General features: G+C 72.9%; 17 protein-coding genes and 1 pseudogene. 11 read left to right on the top strand and 7 right to left on the bottom strand.

Annotation, left to right across the window (positions count from 1 at the left end; all coding sequences use genetic code 11):
- Positions 1-38 precede the first annotated feature (38 nt).
- Positions 39-278, bottom strand: coding sequence for a hypothetical protein (locus CP980_RS23460; RefSeq protein ID WP_132755694.1), 240 nt, complete (start codon positions 276-278; stop codon positions 39-41).
- Between the two features lie 72 nt (positions 279-350).
- On the opposite strand from CP980_RS23460, the gene map reads away from it, so the two are divergent.
- Together map and CP980_RS23450 are read left to right on the top strand one after the other, a co-directional pair.
- On the top strand, positions 351-1,208 hold the full coding sequence (map, locus tag CP980_RS23455; RefSeq protein ID WP_099892814.1) for a type I methionyl aminopeptidase: 858 nt from the start codon (positions 351-353) through the stop codon (positions 1,206-1,208).
- 173 nt (positions 1,209-1,381) lie between these two features.
- Entirely contained in the window at positions 1,382-2,029 is a 648-nt protein-coding gene (locus CP980_RS23450) for a biliverdin-producing heme oxygenase (protein ID WP_150529013.1), read from the top strand.
- 136 nt (positions 2,030-2,165) lie between these two features.
- Here the strand turns inward: CP980_RS23450 and CP980_RS23445 are convergent, their stop codons facing one another.
- Positions 2,166-2,837, bottom strand: a complete 672-nt coding sequence (locus CP980_RS23445; RefSeq protein ID WP_132755690.1) for a PhzF family phenazine biosynthesis protein — start codon at positions 2,835-2,837, stop codon at positions 2,166-2,168.
- A 342-nt stretch (positions 2,838-3,179) separates the two neighbouring features.
- Here CP980_RS23445 and efeO point away from each other — a divergent pair, with 342 nt between their 5' ends.
- The 3 genes from efeO to efeU are packed head-to-tail and all read left to right on the top strand — an operon-like array spanning position 3,180 to position 6,570.
- Entirely contained in the window at positions 3,180-4,328 is a 1,149-nt protein-coding gene (gene efeO / locus CP980_RS23440) for an iron uptake system protein EfeO (protein WP_132755688.1), read from the top strand.
- A gap of 22 nt (positions 4,329-4,350) precedes the next feature.
- A complete protein-coding gene (efeB, locus tag CP980_RS23435) occupies positions 4,351-5,679 on the top strand; it encodes an iron uptake transporter deferrochelatase/peroxidase subunit (protein WP_132755686.1) in 1,329 nt (442 codons plus the stop codon).
- A gap of 24 nt (positions 5,680-5,703) precedes the next feature.
- Entirely contained in the window at positions 5,704-6,570 is an 867-nt protein-coding gene (gene efeU / locus CP980_RS23430) for an iron uptake transporter permease EfeU (protein WP_132755684.1), read from the top strand.
- 96 nt (positions 6,571-6,666) lie between these two features.
- Here the strand turns inward: efeU and CP980_RS23425 are convergent, their stop codons facing one another.
- The 3 genes from CP980_RS23425 to CP980_RS23415 form a co-directional block, all read right to left on the bottom strand.
- Positions 6,667-7,227, bottom strand: a complete 561-nt coding sequence (locus CP980_RS23425; protein ID WP_229907215.1) for a GNAT family N-acetyltransferase — start codon at positions 7,225-7,227, stop codon at positions 6,667-6,669.
- A gap of 28 nt (positions 7,228-7,255) precedes the next feature.
- The gene (locus CP980_RS23420; RefSeq protein WP_150529012.1) at positions 7,256-8,113 is read right to left on the bottom strand and encodes a PhzF family phenazine biosynthesis protein; all 858 of its coding nucleotides are present in this window, start codon (positions 8,111-8,113) and stop codon (positions 7,256-7,258) included.
- Positions 8,114-8,179: 66 nt separating this feature from the next.
- On the bottom strand, positions 8,180-8,941 hold the full coding sequence (locus CP980_RS23415; RefSeq protein ID WP_099892798.1) for an SDR family oxidoreductase: 762 nt from the start codon (positions 8,939-8,941) through the stop codon (positions 8,180-8,182).
- Between the two features lie 108 nt (positions 8,942-9,049).
- Here CP980_RS23415 and CP980_RS23410 point away from each other — a divergent pair, with 108 nt between their 5' ends.
- Both CP980_RS23410 and CP980_RS23405 read left to right on the top strand, forming a co-directional pair.
- The gene (locus tag CP980_RS23410) at positions 9,050-10,351 is read left to right on the top strand and encodes a Bcr/CflA family multidrug efflux MFS transporter (RefSeq protein ID WP_132755680.1); all 1,302 of its coding nucleotides are present in this window, start codon (positions 9,050-9,052) and stop codon (positions 10,349-10,351) included.
- A gap of 62 nt (positions 10,352-10,413) precedes the next feature.
- A complete protein-coding gene (locus tag CP980_RS23405) occupies positions 10,414-11,439 on the top strand; it encodes a small ribosomal subunit Rsm22 family protein (RefSeq protein WP_132755678.1) in 1,026 nt (341 codons plus the stop codon).
- 14 nt (positions 11,440-11,453) lie between these two features.
- Here the strand turns inward: CP980_RS23405 and ddaH are convergent, their stop codons facing one another.
- Entirely contained in the window at positions 11,454-12,284 is an 831-nt protein-coding gene (ddaH, locus tag CP980_RS23400; protein ID WP_341874197.1) for a dimethylargininase, read from the bottom strand.
- Between the two features lie 111 nt (positions 12,285-12,395).
- Between ddaH and CP980_RS23395 the strand changes: the two genes are divergently transcribed.
- Together CP980_RS23395 and CP980_RS23390 are read left to right on the top strand one after the other, a co-directional pair.
- Positions 12,396-13,040 carry a TetR/AcrR family transcriptional regulator gene (locus tag CP980_RS23395; RefSeq protein ID WP_132755676.1) on the top strand — a complete coding sequence of 215 codons (645 nt, stop codon included), beginning with the start codon at positions 12,396-12,398 and terminating at the stop codon, positions 13,038-13,040.
- 185 nt (positions 13,041-13,225) lie between these two features.
- Positions 13,226-13,972, top strand: a complete 747-nt coding sequence (locus CP980_RS23390; RefSeq protein WP_132755674.1) for a bifunctional DNA primase/polymerase — start codon at positions 13,226-13,228, stop codon at positions 13,970-13,972.
- Between the two features lie 49 nt (positions 13,973-14,021).
- Here CP980_RS23390 and yaaA read toward each other — a convergent pair whose 3' ends face one another.
- Entirely contained in the window at positions 14,022-14,822 is an 801-nt protein-coding gene (gene yaaA / locus CP980_RS23385) for a peroxide stress protein YaaA (protein WP_150529011.1), read from the bottom strand.
- Between the two features lie 102 nt (positions 14,823-14,924).
- On the opposite strand from yaaA, the gene CP980_RS23380 reads away from it, so the two are divergent.
- Both CP980_RS23380 and CP980_RS35960 read left to right on the top strand, forming a co-directional pair.
- Positions 14,925-16,391: an RNB domain-containing ribonuclease gene (locus CP980_RS23380; RefSeq protein WP_150529010.1), complete on the top strand. Its 1,467-nt coding sequence runs from the start codon at positions 14,925-14,927 to the stop codon at positions 16,389-16,391.
- 207 nt (positions 16,392-16,598) lie between these two features.
- Positions 16,599-16,907 (top strand): annotated as a pseudogene (locus tag CP980_RS35960) (helix-turn-helix domain-containing protein); the annotation flags it as partial.
- Positions 16,908-16,920 lie beyond the last annotated feature (13 nt).

Raw genomic sequence — 16,920 nt, 5'->3', positions numbered from 1 at the left:
ACGGCCCTGCCCCGGCCCGGCCCTCCCCTGCCCCGGCCCTAGGGCGCGCTCGTACCCTCGTCCTCTTCGCGGGACTTGTCGTTCCACTTGGGATCGTTCTGCCATTCGAGGTTGCGCTCCTGCGCCGTCTCCATGGCGTGGTTCGCCTCCTCGGGCGAGGAGTACGGGCCGAAGCGGTCCTTCGCCGGGCACTCCGGGCCCTCCTCCACCTTGTGGTGGACCAGGCAGTAGTACCACTCGCCGGGTTTGCCCACCTGACGCTTCTTGAACAGGGCCATCGTCCTCGGGCTCCTCTCGATACCGCTCTCTGTCGCCATGCTGCCCCATACCCGCTGGATACACTCGCTTGCATGTCTGGCCAGTCGCTGCTCGTACCAGGCGAGCTCTCTCCCGCCCGTTCCGTTCCCGGAAACATCCGCCGGCCCGAGTACGTGGGCAAGCCCGCGCCCACTCCGTACACCGGACCGGAGGTGCAGTCCGCCGCGACCATCGAGGCCATGCGCATCGCCGGCCGGATCGCCGCCCAGGCGATGGAAGAGGCCGCCAAGCTGATCGCCCCGGGGGTGACCACCGACGAGCTGGACCGGGTCGCGCACGAGTACATGTGCGACCACGGCGCCTACCCGTCGACGCTGGGCTACCGGGGCTTCCCGAAGTCCCTGTGCTCCTCGGTGAACGAGGTCATCTGCCACGGCATCCCCGACTCCACCGTCCTGCGCGACGGCGACATCGTGAACCTCGACGTCACCGCGTTCATCGGCGGCGTGCACGGCGACAACAACGCCACGTACCTGTGCGGGGAGGTGGACGAGGAGTCGCGCCTGCTGGTGGAGCGCACCCGCGAGGCCCTGAACCGGGCCATCAAGGCCGTCAAGCCGGGCCGCCAGATCAACGTGATCGGCCGGGTCATCGAGTCGTACGCGAAGCGTTTCGGCTACGGCGTCGTCCGGGACTTCACCGGGCACGGCATCAACTCGTCCTTCCACTCCGGGCTGATCATCCCGCACTACGACAGCCCGCACGCCACGACGGTCATCGAGCCCGGGATGACCTTCACCATCGAGCCGATGCTGACCCTGGGCACGCACGAGTACGACATGTGGGCGGACGGCTGGACGGTCGTCACGAAGGACCGCAAGCGCACCGCGCAGTTCGAGCACACACTGGTGGTGACGGACACGGGCGCCGAGATCCTCACCCTTCCGTAGCGGCTCACCGTAAAAGCTCTCCCCAAAAGACCTCCGGAGGAGTTTTACCGACAGGACGTCGGGAACACATTGACTTAGGTAACCCTAAGCGCGAGGATCGGGCGTGGCGGCCGTGCCGTGCCGTCACGCCCGCCGGGCGCCGTCGTTCCCCGTCCCGTTTTCGGAGGATTGTCTTGGACGCCTTCTCTACGGTCATCCGTGTCGCGTCGCACGAGCAGCACACCGAGGCCGAGACCTCGACGTTCATGAGCGACCTGCTCGGCGGCCGGCTCGGAGTGGACGCGTACACGCGCTACACCGAGCAGCTGTGGTTCGTGTACCGGGCCCTGGAGGACGCAGCCGAGTCCCTGAAGGACGATCCGGTGGCGGGGCCGTTCATACGGCCCGAGCTGATGCGCGTCGCCGAGATCGAGCGCGACCTGGCGCACCTGCGCGGCCCGTCGTGGCGCGAGACGGTGGTCGCGCTGCCCGCGACCGAGGCCTACGCGGCCCGTGTGGCCGAGTGCGCGGCCGGCTGGCCCGGCGGATACGTCGCCCACCACTACACCCGCTACCTGGGCGACCTCTCGGGCGGCCAGATCATCCGCGACAAGGCGGAGCGGACCTGGGGCTTCACCCGCAAGGGCGACGGCGTGCGGTTCTACGTCTTCGCGGACATCTCCAACCCCGCCGCCTTCAAGCGGAACTACCGCGAGCTGCTGGACGCGATCGCCGCGGACGACCTGGAGAAGCAGCGCATCATCGACGAGTGCAAGCGCGCCTTCGACTACAACGGCGCGGTCTTCCGGGAGCTGGGCGCGGAGTTCCCGCTGAGCGCCTGACCGTCCCCCGTACGGGCGTACGCGGATCCTCCGCCGGATGCCGTCAATCGCCGTGGACCAGCCAGAGCGCCAGGCCGGCGAAGAAGAGCACGGCATCCCGCCCTCAGCGTGAACGCACTCAAGCGCGTCCGCGCACCTACTCGGTTCGCGGCGGGGGCAGCTTCGCGAAGCGGACGCGGCCGCCGATCTCGACGGTGCCGTCCGGACCGGGCGCCGTGAGGATCTGGGAGCCCGCGCCCTGGGTGATGTTCAGCGCCCGGTTCAGCTCGGCGGTCAGCAGGATCGCGGCCGATCCGGTGGCCTCGTCCTCGGCGATGACCCCGTCGGGGCGGCGCGGGAAGCCGCGGGCCCGGACGCGGCCGGCGGTCTCGTCCTCCCAGGCCCAGGCGTACAGCCAGCCCTCGCCGGGCGGCGGCGCGGGCAGCGCGTCGACCTCGGCGGGGCTGGCGTACTGCTCGGTGCGCTTGCCCTCGACCCACTCCGGGAACGCGGTGATCCAGGTGAACTCCCCGTCGTCACGCGCCCATACGGAGCCGGCCGGCGGCTGGAGCTCCTCGATGTCGAGCAGCCAGGCGACCCCGACCAGCGGATGGCCCGCGAAGGACATCCGGGTGCCGGGGGTGCGGATGTCGACGACCCCGCGCTCGGGGTCGTCGACGAACACCGTCTCGCTGTAGCCGAGTTCGGCGGCGAGGGCCTGCCGCGACGCGTCGTCGGGGCAGGTCCGGCCGTCCCGGACCACACCGAGCAGGTTGCCGTGCCGTCCGTCTCCCGCGCAGAAGACCTTGAGCACATCGAGATCGTTCACGCGGAAATTGAAACACGGTTCAGATCTGGGCCGCCCGCCGTCGGCGGGCGAGGAAGACGGCGCCGGTGACGTACGCGCGGGACGTACGCGGGACGCGCCGTCGGGAGGCGGCCGTTCCGTCCTGCGGAACGGGGAGGCCGGCTTGACCTGCGCTTGACCTTTCCATGGGTTGGCCCTGGAGGGCCCGTGACGGCTCCGTGTCCGGCGGTCCGGCGTGTGGGCCGAATCACTGGACGTGCGGCCATGGGTCAGGTAAGCCTCGGTTAAGTTAGGTCCGCCTCACCGGCCGTCCCTCCTGATCGGGACGGCCGTCTGCCGAACGCCAGACAGCCAGGAGCCCGCATGCGTCCCGCCCGCCTCAACCTCCTCACCGCGGTCGCCGCCGTGGCCGCGCTCACCGCCGTCACCGGCTGCGCCGAGAAGAGCGGCAGCGGCGACGGGGCCCTCAAGGTCGCCGCCTCCGACAGCGCGTGCGAGGTGTCCAAGACGGAGTTCCCGGCCGGCAAGCTCACCCTTGAGGTCGAGAACAAGGGCTCCAAGGTCACCGAGGTCTACGTCCTCTTCCCGGACGACCGCATCGTCGCCGAGCGCGAGAACATCGGCCCCGGCACCAAGGCCTCCATCACCGCCGAGATCAAGGCCGGCGACTACGAGATCGCCTGCAAGCCCGGTATGAAGGGCGACGGCATCCGCCAGAAGGTCAAGGCCACGGGCGGCGGCGCCGCCACGAAGCGCAGCCCCGAGCTGGACGCCGCGGTCGCCGAGTACCGCAAGTACGTGCAGGCGCAGGCCGACGAGACCCTCCCCAAGGCGCAGGCCTTCGCGGACGCGGTCAAGGCCGGCGACCTGGCGGCCGCCCAGAAGGCGTACGCCACGTCCCGCATCGGCTGGGAGCGCACCGAGCCGGTCGCCGAGTCCTTCGGCGACATCGACCCGAAGGTCGACGTCCGCGAGGACGGCCTGGAGGCCGGCCAGGACCCGGCCAAGGACTGGACCGGCTGGCACCGCCTGGAGAAGGCCCTGTTCGCCGACAAGAAGATCGGCGACGAGGAGAAGAAGCTCGCCGACCAGCTGATGACCGACCTCACCGACTGGCAGAAGAAGGTCGGCCAGGCGGAGATCACCCCCACCTCGATGGCCAACGGTGCCAAGGAGCTGCTGGACGAGGTCGCCAGCGGCAAGGTCACCGGTGAGGAAGAGCGCTACAGCCACACCGACCTGGTCGACTTCAAGGCCAACGTCGAGGGCGCGCAGAAGGCGTACGAGCTGCTCAAGCCGGTCGCCGCGAAGAACGACGCGGCCCTGTCCGCGGAGCTGGACAAGCAGTTCGCCGCGATGAACACGCTGCTCGACAAGTACCGCGCCGACAAGAACGGCTACGACTTCACGGCGTACGACACGGTCGGCCAGGACCAGCGCAAGGAGCTCTCGGACGCCGTCAGCGCCCTCGGCGAGCCGCTGTCCAAGCTCGCCGCGGCCGTCGCCAAGTAACGCGTGATCAGGGGTACGGACCATGTCTGACGACACCAGCACCACCGGCTCGGCCGCCGAGGCCGCCGAGCCGGCCGATTCCGCCGCCGCCTCCTCCGCCGCCTCCGCCTCCGTCTCCGGCGGGCCGTCGCGCCGGTCCGTACTCGGCTGGGGCGGTGCCGGGCTCGCGCTCGGCGCCGCCGCGGCCGGCGGTACCGTCGCCGCGCTCAGCGGCGACGGCGACCCGGTTCCGGCCGCGCTCAGCGGCTCCTCGGTGCCCTTCCACGGCGAGCACCAGGCCGGCATCGCCTCCGCCGTCCAGGACCGGCTGCACTTCGCCGCGTTCGACGTGAAGACGAAGGACCGCGCCGAACTCGTCCAGCTCCTCAAGGACTGGACGCGGGCCGCCGAGCGGATGACCGCCGGGCTGCCCGTCGGCGAGGGCGCCGTCGGCGGCCTCCCCGAGGCCCCGCCGGACGACACCGGCGAGGCCCTCGGGCTCAAGCCGTCCCGGCTGACGCTGACCGTGGGCTTCGGCGCCTCGCTCTTCGCCAAGGACCGTTTCGGCCTGGAGGGCAGGCGCCCCGAGGCCCTGGTCGACCTGGAGCAGTTCCCGGGCGACAACCTCGACCCCGCCAAGAGCGGCGGCGACCTCTGCGTGCAGGCCTGCGCGGACGACCCGCAGGTCGCGGTGCACGCCATACGCCAGCTCGCCCGCATCGGCTTCGGCAAGGTGGCGGTCCGCTGGTCTCAGCTCGGCTTCGGCAAGACCTCGTCCACCACCCCGGACGAGCAGACCCCGCGCAACATGATGGGCTTCAAGGACGGCACCCGGAACATCGCGGGCACCGACCGGGCCGCCCTCGACAAGTTCGTCTGGGTCGGGGACGAGGCCAAGGACGGCTCGGCGTGGATGGCCGGCGGCTCGTACCTGGTCGCCCGCCGCATCCGCATGCACATCGAGACCTGGGACCGCACCCCGCTCCAGGAGCAGGAGGACATCTTCGGCCGGGACAAGGGCGAGGGCGCGCCCGTCGGCAAGTCGAAGGAGCGCGACGAGCCGTTCCTGAAGGCGATGAAGCCGCAGGCGCACGTGCGCCTCGCGCACCCGGACACCAACAGCGGTGCCACGATCCTTCGCCGCGGCTACTCCTTCACCGACGGATCGGACGGCCTGGGCCGCCTCGACGCGGGCCTGTTCTTCCTCGCCTACCAGCGCGACGTCCGCAAGGGCTTCGTCCCGATCCAGCGCAACCTGTCCAAGAACGACGGGCTCAACGAGTACATCCAGCACGTGAGCTCGGCCCTCTTCGCCATCCCGCCGGGCGTCCGCGACAAGGACGACTGGTGGGGCCGGGCGCTGTTCGCGTAGTTCCGCGAAACGAAAGGAACCGACGTGTTCAGCAACTATCTGATCGGCCTGCGCGAGGGGCTGGAGGCCAGCCTGGTCGTCTGCATCCTCATCGCGTACCTGGTGAAGACCGGGAACAAGGACAAGCTGGGCCCGCTGTGGCTCGGCGTCGGCCTCGCGGCCGCGCTCAGCCTGGCCTTCGGCGCGGGCCTCGAATTCGGCACCTCCGAGCTGACGTTCCAGGCGCAGGAGGCGATCGGCGGCAGCCTGTCGATCGTCTCGGTGGGCCTGGTGACGTGGATGGTCTTCTGGATGAAGCGCACCGCGCGGCACATGAAGGCGGAGCTCCAGGACAAGCTCGACACGGCCCTCGCGATGGGCACGGGCGCCCTGGTGACGACGGCGTTCCTGGCCGTCGGCCGGGAGGGCCTGGAGACCTCGCTGTTCGTGTGGCGCTCGGTGCACGCGGCCGGTGACGGCGCGGGTCCGCTGGTGGGGGTGCTGCTCGGCATCGGCTCGTCGATCCTGCTGGGCTGGCTGTTCTACCGCGGCGCCCTGAAGATCAACCTGTCCAAGTTCTTCACGTGGACCGGCGGGATGCTGGTCGTGGTCGCGGCGGGCGTGCTCGCGTACGGGGTGCACGACCTCCAGGAGGCCGAGTTCCTCCCCGGTCTGATGAACAAGGCCTTCGACGTCACCGCGGCCGTCCCGCCGGACAGCTGGTACGGGACCCTGCTGAAGGGCACGTTCAACTTCCAGCCGGACCCGACCTGGCTCCAGGCGGGCGTGTGGCTGGCCTACCTGGTCCCCACGCTGCTGCTGTTCTTCGGGGTCTTCGCCCGGACGACGGCCCCGGCGCCGGCGCCCGCGTCCGCCGCCGCCTCCTCCTCGGAGGCCAGGAGCGGCTCGTAGGGCCGCGTCCCGCACGGCATGCGGAAGGGGCCCGGATCATCGCGATCCGGGCCCCTTCCGCACGTCCCGGTCACCCCGGCCGGTCACCCCGGCCGGTCACCACAGCCGGTCGACGAGCCCCGGATACAGGGCGATCCGCGCACCCGTGAAGGCCTCGGCCCCGCTGTCCGCTCCGGGGAAGTCGGCCAGCACCTCCTTGGCGAACCCGGGCGCGTCCGTGGCCAGCGGCCGCTCGGGCGTCCCGCCGACCAGCACCGTGCCGGGGAGCCGGGTGAATCCGGCCGCCTCGTAGAAGGGGACGAGCGGGCGGTCGCAGCTGAACAGCACGAGGTCCACGGCCGGATCGGCGGCCAGCGCCGCCCGGGCCGCCGCCACCAGGCGCCCGCCGTGGCCGCGCCCCCGCGCGGTGTCCCGGGTGACGACCGCGCTGAGCCCGGCGGCCCGGTACGTCCGCCCGGCGTGCCGGATCTCCTTGTGGAGCAGCGCCAGCGAGACGAGGACGCTCCCCTCGTCGTCCAGCAGCAGCATCACCTCGGGGGCGAGGCCCGGGTCATGGCCGGCGGTGGCCCCGGGCCAGGCCTGCGCCTCCAGGGCCGCGACCTGCGCCGCGTACCGCGCCGGCAGCTCCGCCTGCGCGTACGTCACCACCGTCGTCACGCCCGGACCTCACCCTCGCGCCGGCGGCTCATGCGATGCGGACCGCGCTGCCGCCCACCCGCACCCGGGTGTCTCCCGCCCTCAGTTCCACCGTGAGCACCCCCGGGCGGCCCATGTCCTCGCCCTGGCGCAGGGTGAGCACCGCCTCCGCCGGGACCAGGCCGAGCTCGCGCGCGTACGCGCCGAAGGCGGCCGCGGCGGCCCCGGTCGCGGGGTCCTCGACGACGCCGCCGACCGGGAAGGGGTCCCGTACGTCGAACAGCGCCGGGCCCGTCCGGTGCACCAGCTGGACCGTGGTCAGGTCGAGGCGCCGCATCAGCGCCTCCAGCCGGGGGAAGTCGTACGCGAGGTCCGCGAGCCGGGCCCGGGTGGCCGCGCCGAGCACCAGGTGGCGGGCTCCGGCGTAGGCGATCCTCGGCGGGATGCCCGGGTCCAGGTCCGACTCCGGCCAGTCCAGCGCGGCCAGCGCCTCCGCGAGGTCGGCCTGACCGACCTCCTCCACGTACGGCTCGACGCTGGTCAGCACGGCCCGCAGACCCTCGTCCGCGGCGGTGACCGAGACGGGCACCGTTCCGGCCGGGGTCGCGAACACCAGCTCGCCGGGTCCGGTCCGCTCCGCCAGCGCCACGGCGGTGGCCACGGTGGCGTGCCCGCAGAACGGGACCTCCGCCTTCGGGCTGAAGTACCGCACGGTGAACGCCCGGCCCGGCGCACCGCCGAGGCCCTCGGGGGGCGGCGTCAGGAAGGCCGTCTCGCTGTAGCCCAGGCCGGCGGCGATCCGGAGCATGCCGGCCTCGTCCAGACCGCTCGCGTCGAGCACGACCCCGGCGGGGTTGCCGCCGGCCGGGTCGGCGGAGAAGGCGGTGTAACGCAGCACTTCAGTCATGATCGCCCCAACCCCCGGCCGGGCAGCCGCATTCCCCGCCGCCGCCTCCCGGCCCCCGTCGGGGGATCAGCCGCGCCCGATGTACGGCATCGTCGTCGCCATCACCGTCGCGAACTGCACGTTCGCCTCCAGCGGCAGCTCCGCCATGTGCAGCACCGTGCGCGCCACGTCCGCCGCGTCCATCACCGGCTCCACCGCCAGCTGCCCGTTCGCCTGAAGGATCCCGGTCTGCATGCGTTCGGTCATCTCGGTGGCCGCGTTGCCGATGTCGATCTGCCCGCAGGCGATCCGGTGCGGTCGCCCGTCCAGCGAGAGGGACTTCGTCAGGCCGGTCATCGCGTGCTTGGTGGCGGTGTAGGCGATCGAGTTCGGCCGGGGCACGTGAGCGGAGATCGAGCCGTTGTTGATGATCCGGCCGCCCCGCGGGTCCTGCGCCTTCATCTGCCGGAAGGCGGCCTGCGCGCACAGGAAGGCCCCGGTGAGGTTGACGTCGACCACCTGGCGCCAGGCCTCGTACGAGATGTCCTCCAGCGCGACCCCGCCCGGGCCGAAGGTCCCGGCGTTGTTGAAGAGGAGGTCGAGCCGCCCGTGGCGCTCCCGTACCGCGGCGAACAGCGCGGCCACGTCGTCCGGATCGCTCACGTCCGCCCGTACGCACAGCACGTCCGCGCCGGCTCCGGCCGCCTTCGCCGTCTCCTCCAGCGGTTCGGTCCGGCGGCCGGCCACGGCCACCGACCAGCCGGCGGCGGCCAGGGTGAGGGCCACGGAGCGGCCGATGCCCGAGCCCGCGCCGGTCACGACGGCGATCTTCTTCCCACTTGCGCTCATGGGGCCGCAGGGTACGTCACATGACGCAGCGGTCCACGGACGTTCCGATAGCTGAGAGCATGGGTCGGCCGGGGGTGTGAAAAGACGACGAAAAGACTGGAGTTCCGCATGTCGGAGAGAGGCCCCGCGACGGCCCCCTCGCACGAGCCGCCGCCCGAAACGCCCTCCGCACCGCAAGCCCCGTCCGCCCCGCTCAAGGCGGCCCGCCGTACCGGACTGCTCGTCACTTTCATACTCGGAGGACTCAGCGCCCTCCCCCCGCTGTCCATGGACATGTACCTGCCGGCCCTGCCGCAGGTCACCGGCGCTCTGCACAGCCCGGCCGCCACGATCCAGCTCACCCTCACCGCCTGCCTCGCCGGCATGGCGCTGGGCCAGCTCGTCATCGGGCCCATGAGCGACAAGTGGGGCCGCCGCAGGCCCCTGCTGACCGGCATGGTGGTCTACGTCCTCGCCACCGCCATCTGCGCCCTCGCGCCGAGCGCCGAACTGCTGATCGGGTTCCGGCTGCTCCAGGGCCTGGCCGGATCGGCCGCGATCGTCATCGCGCGGGCCGTCGTGCGCGACCTGTACGACGGGGTCGAGATGGCCCGGTTCTTCTCCACCCTGATGCTGATCTCCGGCGTCGCCCCGATCATCGCCCCGCTCATCGGCGGCCAGATCCTGCGCTTCGCCGACTGGCGCGGGGTGTTCGTCGTCCTCACCGGCGTCGGCGCCGTGCTCACGCTCGTCGTGTGGCGCAGCCTCGGCGAGACGCTGCCGCCCGAGCAGCGGCAGACCGGCGGCGTGGGCTCCGCGCTGCGGACCATGCGCGGGCTGCTCGCCGACCGCGTCTTCGCCGGGTACACGCTGGCCGGCGGCTTCGCCTTCGCCACGCTGTTCTCGTACATCTCGGCCTCGCCGTTCGTGGTGCAGGAGATCTACGGGGCCTCGCCGCAGGCCTTCAGCCTGCTGTTCGGCCTCAACTCCGTGGGCCTGATCGCCGCCGGCCAGATCAACGGCAAGCTCCTGGTCGGCCGGGTCCGGCTGGACAAGGTGCTGGGTCTCGGGCTCGCCGTGATCACGGCGGCCTCCGTCTCGCTGCTGCTGATGTCCACCGGGGTGTTCGGGGAGGTCGGGCTGGTCCCGATCGCGTCGGCGCTGTTCGTGCTGATGTCGGCGATGGGCCTGGTCCTGCCGAACACCAACGCGCTGGCCCTGATGCGCACCCCGCACGCGGCCGGCTCGGCCTCGGCCCTGCTGGGCACCTCCTCCTTCCTGGTCGGGGCGATCGCCTCGCCGCTGGTCGGGATCGCGGGCGAGGACACGGCGGTGCCGATGGCGCTGGTCCAGCTGGTCTGCTCGTTGCTGGCGGTGGCCTGCTTCACCGGCATGTGCCGGCCCTGGCAGAACCGCGACTCCGCCGTCTGAGCCGGGCCCGCGGGACACCCCCTGGGGCGTCCCGGACCCGGCGGGCGCCGTAAACTTCGCTGGTGAACGCCTCCGCTTCCGCCTCCGTGCCCACCACCGCCGAGACCCTGCGCACCGCGCTGGGCGGGCTGCTCGGCGGGCTCCCGCCGAAGCAGGCCACGGCCGCCGTCGACCGGCTCATCGCCAACTACCGCGGCCGGACCCCGACCGACGCTCCCGTCCTGCGCGACCGCTCGGACGTGGCGGCGTACGCGGCGTACCGGATGCCCGCCACCTTCGAGGCCGTACGGTCGGCCCTCGACGCCCTCGGCGAGGCCGCCCCGCGCTGGTCCCCGGGCTCCCACGTGGACGTGGGCGGCGGTACGGGAGCGGCGACCTGGGCGGTGGACGCCGTCTGGGACGGGCCGCGCGACACCGTGGTCCTGGACTGGGCGGAGCCGGCGCTGGCCCTCGGCAAGGAGCTCGCGGCGTCCTCCGGCTCGCAGGTGCTGCGCGCGGCCGAGTGGCGGCGGGCCGTCATCGGGGCGGGGCTGGCCCTGCCCGGGGCGGACCTCGTGACGGTCTCGTACGTACTGGGCGAACTGACGCCGGAGGCCCGCCGGGCCGTGGTCGCCGAGGCGGCCCGCGCCGGACAGGCCGTGGTGCTGATCGAGCCGGGCACTCCGGAGGGGTACCTGCGCATCCGCGAGGCCCGCGACCAGCTGATCGAGGCGGGGCTGAAGGTCGCGGCCCCGTGCCCGCACGACGGCACCTGCCCGATCGAGGTCGGCAAGGACTGGTGCCACTTCTCGGCGCGGGTCAGCCGCTCCTCCCTGCACCGGCAGGTCAAGGGCGGGTCCCTCCCGTACGAGGACGAGAAGTTCAGCTACGTGGCCGCGACCCGCTTCCCGGTGGAGCCGGCCCCCTCCCGGATCACGCGGAGGCCGCAGATCCGGAAGGGGCTCGTCCAGCTGGACCTGTGCGGCCCGCAGGACGGTGAGTCGTCGGGACTGACCCGGGTCAACGTGACCAAGCGCCACGGCGACCTGTACAAGGCGGCGCGGGACGCCGACTGGGGCCAGGAGTGGCCGCCGGCGGCCACCCCGTAACCCGACCCGCCGCGCTACATGCGCAGCTCCTGGGTGCAGCACTTCACGCTGCCCCCGCCCTTGAGCAGCTCGCCCAGGTCCATCGGCACCGGCTCGAAGCCCCGCTCGCGCAGGGGCTGGAAGAGACCGGTCGCCGCCTGGGGGAGCAGCACGTTCAGGCCGTCCGAGACCGCGTTCAGGCCGAGGGCCGCCGCGTCCTCGTCACCCGCGATCAGCGCGTCCGGGAAGAGCCGCTCCAGGACGGCGCGGCTGCCGGGCGAGAACGCGGGCGGGTAGTACATGACCTCGTCCCCGTCGAGCACGCAGAGCGCGGTGTCCAGGTGGTAGTAGCGCGGGTCCACCAGGTCGAGGCCGATGACCGGGCGGCCGAAGAACTCCTGGGCCTCGTCGTGCGAGAGCGGGCTGGAGCGGAAGCCCCGGCCGGCCAGGATGTAGGTGGCGGTGACGGCGAAGTCGCCCTCGCCCTCGTTGACGTGGGACGGCTCGTGGACGTGCTCGAAGCCGTGCGACCGGAACCAGTCGAGGTGGATCTCCGCCTCGGCGGCGCGCTCGGGGTAGGCGAACCGGGCGCCGAGCACCCGGCCGTCGACGACGAGGGCGCCGTTCGCGGCGAAGACCATGTCGGGAAGCTCCGGGTCCGGTACGAGCGTCTCGACGGTGTGGCCGAGCGAGCGGTAGCGGTCCCGGAGGTCTTCCCACTGTGCCTGTGCGAGGGGCAGGTCCACCGGTTTCGTGGGGTCCATCCACGGATTGATGGAGTACGTGACCTTGAAGTGTGCGGGTGGGCACATCAAGTAGCGCCGGGGTGTGGCGACTCTGCGCAAAGAAGGCTCCTCACGGCTCACGAGAGATGTCGAGAGAATCGTCTCTCCTCAAGGGAAACCGCGCAGTGAACTGATTGGGTGGTTTACGGAATGACACAAAGACGAGACGTCTCGCGTTGATAATTTGTCCGAATGAGCAGCAGATCACCTGACGCGAAGGCCCCCGACCCCGCCCGCCGCAGCGACCGCTCCCGGCGGGCCATCCTCGACGCGGCGCTCTCACTGGTCTCGGAGGTCGGCTACAACAAGCTGACGATCGAGGCCATCGCCGCCCGCGCGGGCGTCGGCAAGCAGACCATCTACCGCTGGTGGCCGTCGAAGGCGGCGGTCCTGCTGGACGCCTCGCTCGCGCTCGCCGACGACGCGAAGGAGGAGGTGGAGGGCGACTGGACCGGCATCCCGGACACCGGGGACCTCGCGGCGGACCTCAAACTGGTGCTGCGGGCGACGGTGGACCAGTTCAACGACGAGAAGTACGAGGCGCCCATGCGCGCCCTGACCGCGGCCGGGGCGACCGACCCCGAGCTGAGCGCCCGTTTCACCGAGCAGCTGCTGAGGCCGCAGCTGGCCCTGTACGAGGAGCGGTTGCGGGCGGCGCGGGAGGCCGGCGGACTCGCGGCCGACGTGGATCTGGGCCTGACGGTGGAGATGCTGGTGGGGCCGCTGACGTACCGCTGGCTGATGGGGACGGCCCCGCTGACGCACGCGTTCGCGGACGAGCTGGTGGACCGGGTGCTGGGCGGGGTCGCCGGGGTGTCGAAGGTCACCGAGGCCTGAAGGGCCGGGGGCCGGCCGGGAACAATTGGCCGAATTTCACCAGTATGTGGCGGTATTCGGCCTGCTGTTGTGCGCTCTCCGTGCACCTGTGCCCCACCCCCCGGTGGGGCGGTGCGGTCATCCGGACCGCAGGATGGTGGGACCATGTGAGGGTCTGCCGGGGAAACGGTGAGGTGAGGGGATAGATGGGGTCTGAGTCCGGCCGCGTCAAACGCGGCGAGCAGAGCAGGATTTCCCAGTGGCTGCGCCGGCGGCCCAAACCCTCCCCCGAAGATCCCGAGCGCGCACGCGAGGCCCTTCTGCTGTCGGCGGCCGCCGCGGGCCTGCCGCTCGCCCCCGCCGCCCATCCCGCCGGCTACCGGTGTTCGTGCGACCGGATCGGCTGTCCCACCCCCGCACGCCACCCCCTTTCCTTCGCCTGGCAGACGCAGTCGACGACCGACCGCGCGCAGATCGAACGCTGGGCGCGCAACCAGCCGCAGGCGAACTTCATCACCGCGACCGGCATGGTCCACGACGTGCTGGACGTCCCCCTCGAAGCCGGCGCGAGCGCGCTGGACCGCCTGCTGGCGGCGGGCGTCGAGGTCGGCCCGGTCGCGGAATCGGGCGGTACGGGCGACCAGGCCCGGATGCTCTTCTTCACCGCGACGCGCGGCACCCCCGAGGACGAGGACGAGTGGTGGCCGTGCGAGCTGGACTGCCACCCGGAGACGATGGACGAGCACCCGGGCCTGCGGTGGCACTGCCGCGGCAGCTACGTCCTGGTCCCCCCGGCCGCCCTCCCCGGTGACCTGGCGGTGACCTGGATCCGCGGCACGGAGCACCCCCTCCCGGACCCCCTCACCCTCCTGGAGACCCTGACGGACGCCTGCGCCGCGTACGCGGTCGCGGCCGACCGGTCCCCCTCGGCGGCCTGGCCCCTGTCGCGCTGACGGCACCCGCTGCGCGGGACGGGAGCCCCGCGCAGCGGACCGGCGGCGGTCAGTGGATCTGGGTGACGACCACGTCGAGGGACCAGGCCTTGCCGGGCTTCGCCGGGGCCTCGGCCTCGACGGTGTAGCCCAGGTCGCGCAGCGCGGTGACCAGCGCCGCCGGGCCCTGCGGCGCGGCCCCGGCGACGAGCAGGTCCCGTACCAGCCGCCCCTTCGTCGCCTTGTTGAAGTGGCTCACCACCGACCGCTTCTCCACCCCGTCCACGATCTGCGAGTGCAGCACCCGCACCGTGGCCGTGCGCCCCGCCACCTCGCCCTTCGGCTTCCACGCCGACGCGTACGCCGAGGACCGCAGGTCCAGCACCAGCCCCTCCCCCGCCGCCTCCGGCATCACCGCCGCCATCGGCTCGCGCCAGTACGCCCCGAGCGCGCCCAGCCCCGGCAGCTTCACGCCCATCGAGCAGCGGTACGAAGGGATCCGGTCGGTCACCCGGACCGCGCCCCACAGGCCCGAGAACACGAGGAGCGAGCGCTCCGCCGCCGCCCGCGCCGCCGCCGGCAGGCCGGCCAGGTCCAGCGCGTCGTACAGGACGCCGGTGTAGATCTCCCCCGCAGGCCGGGCCACCGCGGAGCGCAGCCCGGCGTTCTTCGCCACCTCGCCGCGCAGCCCCTCGCTCAGGCCGAGCACCTCGCGGGCCTTCAGCTCGTCACCCGCGCACAGCTCGACGAGTTCCTCCAGCACGGCCGCCCGTGCCTCGGCCAGTCCCGGCAGCGACAGCGCCTGCGGCTCCAGGGGCGCGCCGGACCCGCCGGCGGCCTTTCCCTCGGACGGCGGCAGCAGCACGAGCACGGTGGTTCTCCTTCAGTACGACGCGGCGCAGGGGGTGCGGCCCCCGAGCCAGGGTAAGGCTCTCGCCGCGCCCCCCGGCGCCACCCGCAATACGCTCGACCCATGCCACGCCGTCCCATGCACATGACCGGCACCGACGGGGCCGCCCTGCGGGCCGCGCTGCGTGAACTGCGGACGGAGCTGGGCGTGCCCGGGGAGTTCCCGGCCGCGGTGCTCGCCGAGGCCGAGCAGGCGGCGCGCGCCCCACGGCTGCCGGACCTGGACGCCACCGACCTGCCCCTGTTCACCATCGACCCACCCACCTCCCGCGACCTGGACCAGGCCATGCACCTGGCCAGGCGCCCGACCGGCAGCGGCAACGGCAACAGCGGCGCCGGCTACCGCGTGCACTACGCCATCGCCGACGTCGCCGCCTTCGTCACTCCCGGCGGCGCCCTCGACGCCGAGGTCCAGCGGCGCGTCACCACCCTCTACTTCCCCGACGGCAAGGTCCCCCTCCATCCCGCCGTCCTCTCCGAGGGCGCGGCCAGCCTGCTGCCCGGCCAGACCTGTCCGGTCCTGCTGTGGCGCTTCGACCTGGACTCCGCCGGCCGCGTCGAGACCACCGACGTCCGCCGGGCGCTGGTCCGCAGCCGGGCCAGGCTGGACTACGCCGGGGTCCAGCGGGCGATCGACTCCGGCACCGCCGAAGAGCCCCTCGCCCTGCTGCGGGAGATCGGGCGGCTGCGCGAGACCCTGGAGCAGGAGCGCGGCGGGATCTCGCTGAACGTGCCCGAGCAGGAGATCGTCGCCCGGGACGGCTCGTACACCCTCGCCTACCGGGCCCCCCTCCCCGCCGACGGCTGGAACGCCCAGATCTCCCTCATGGCCGGCATGGCCGCCGCCGAGCTGATGCTCGCCACGGGCACCGGGATCCTGCGCACCCTCCCCAGCGCCCCCGACGGAGCGGTCGGCCGGCTCCGGCGCACCGCCGCCGCCCTGCGCATCGACTGGCCGCACCACGTGCCGTACGCCGAGCTGGTGCGCACCCTCGACCCGCACCTGCCCGCCCACGCCGCCTTCCTCCAGGAGTGCACGGCCCTGCTGCGCGGCGCGGGGTACACGGTGTTCACCGGCGGCCGGGCCCCCGGCCCCCTCCTGCACGCCGCGGTGGCGGCCCCGTACGCGCACTGCACCGCGCCGCTGCGCCGGCTCGTCGACCGGTACGCGGGCGAGCTGTGCGTGGCGGCGGTGGCGGGGGCCGCGCCCCCGGCGTGGGCGCTGGAGGCGCTGGACGCGCTCCCGCAGCGGATGGCGGAGGGCAGCAGGCTGGCCAACACGGCGGAACGGGAGTGCGTGGACCTCGTCGAGGCGGCCCTGCTGAAGGACCACGTCGGGGAGACCTTCGAGGCGACCGTGATCGACGTCAAGGACCACGAGCCGCAGGTGGGCACGGTCCACCTGGAGGAGCCGGCGGTGGTCGGCCGGGTCGAATCCCCCTCCGCGCGGCTGCCGCTGGGCGACCGCATCCGGGTCCGGCTGACACAGGCCGACCCGGGCCGGGCGAAGGTGCTGTTCGCGCCCGCCTGAGCGGATGGCCCCCGGCCGGCTCTGGCCAGGGCGCCCGTCGCCTGTCATCATCTGCGCAGCAGGCGGGGAGGCCGGCGATGGGTTCCGTCGACATGTCCGTACGCCCGGCCGCACCGGCCGCAGCCCCGCCGGCCGGCACTCCGGACACGCACCGCCGCCGACCCACCGCGCACTGCGCCCCCACCGCGCTTCGACCTGCTCGACGCGGTGTTCACCGGCCGCCTGGAGCGGGGGCCGGCCGCCGCGCCCGAGGTGCGCGGGGCGCTTGCCCGGCTGTGGGCCGACAGCGGCTCGCCGGCCCTGGCCGCGGCCGGGACCGGCTGGAGCGCCCGCACCCTGCGCGCCCGCTTCCGCGAACAGGTCGGGCTCTCCCCCAAGGGCGTCGCCCGGGTGTTCCGGCTCCAGCACGCCCTGCGGCTGCTGGCGGCCGGGGTGGCCCCGGCCCGGGTCGCGGCGGCCTGCGGCTACCACGACCAGGCCCACTTCGGCCGGGACGTGAAGGCCCTGACCGGACTGTCGCCCTCCCGGA

Source organism: Streptomyces vinaceus (genome assembly GCF_008704935.1).
In the GTDB taxonomy this organism is placed as follows: domain Bacteria; phylum Actinomycetota; class Actinomycetes; order Streptomycetales; family Streptomycetaceae; genus Streptomyces; species Streptomyces vinaceus.
The sequence above is the reverse complement of the archived record's forward strand: the minus strand, read 5'-3'. Positions and strand labels throughout refer to the sequence as shown.

What these genes read in the sequence shown, in the direction of transcription:
- CP980_RS23460 (WP_132755694.1), bottom strand. Translation starts at nt 278, where the DNA reads ATGGCCCTGTTCAAGAAGCGTCAGGTGGGCAAACCCGGCGAGTGGTAC.
- map (WP_099892814.1), top strand. Translation starts at nt 351, where the DNA reads ATGTCTGGCCAGTCGCTGCTCGTACCAGGCGAGCTCTCTCCCGCCCGT.
- efeO (WP_132755688.1), top strand. Translation starts at nt 3,180, where the DNA reads ATGCGTCCCGCCCGCCTCAACCTCCTCACCGCGGTCGCCGCCGTGGCC.
- efeB (WP_132755686.1), top strand. Translation starts at nt 4,351, where the DNA reads ATGTCTGACGACACCAGCACCACCGGCTCGGCCGCCGAGGCCGCCGAG.
- CP980_RS23420 (WP_150529012.1), bottom strand. Translation starts at nt 8,113, where the DNA reads ATGACTGAAGTGCTGCGTTACACCGCCTTCTCCGCCGACCCGGCCGGC.
- CP980_RS23415 (WP_099892798.1), bottom strand. Translation starts at nt 8,941, where the DNA reads ATGAGCGCAAGTGGGAAGAAGATCGCCGTCGTGACCGGCGCGGGCTCG.
- CP980_RS23410 (WP_132755680.1), top strand. Translation starts at nt 9,050, where the DNA reads ATGTCGGAGAGAGGCCCCGCGACGGCCCCCTCGCACGAGCCGCCGCCC.
- CP980_RS23395 (WP_132755676.1), top strand. Translation starts at nt 12,396, where the DNA reads ATGAGCAGCAGATCACCTGACGCGAAGGCCCCCGACCCCGCCCGCCGC.
- CP980_RS23390 (WP_132755674.1), top strand. Translation starts at nt 13,226, where the DNA reads ATGGGGTCTGAGTCCGGCCGCGTCAAACGCGGCGAGCAGAGCAGGATT.
- CP980_RS23380 (WP_150529010.1), top strand. Translation starts at nt 14,925, where the DNA reads ATGCCACGCCGTCCCATGCACATGACCGGCACCGACGGGGCCGCCCTG.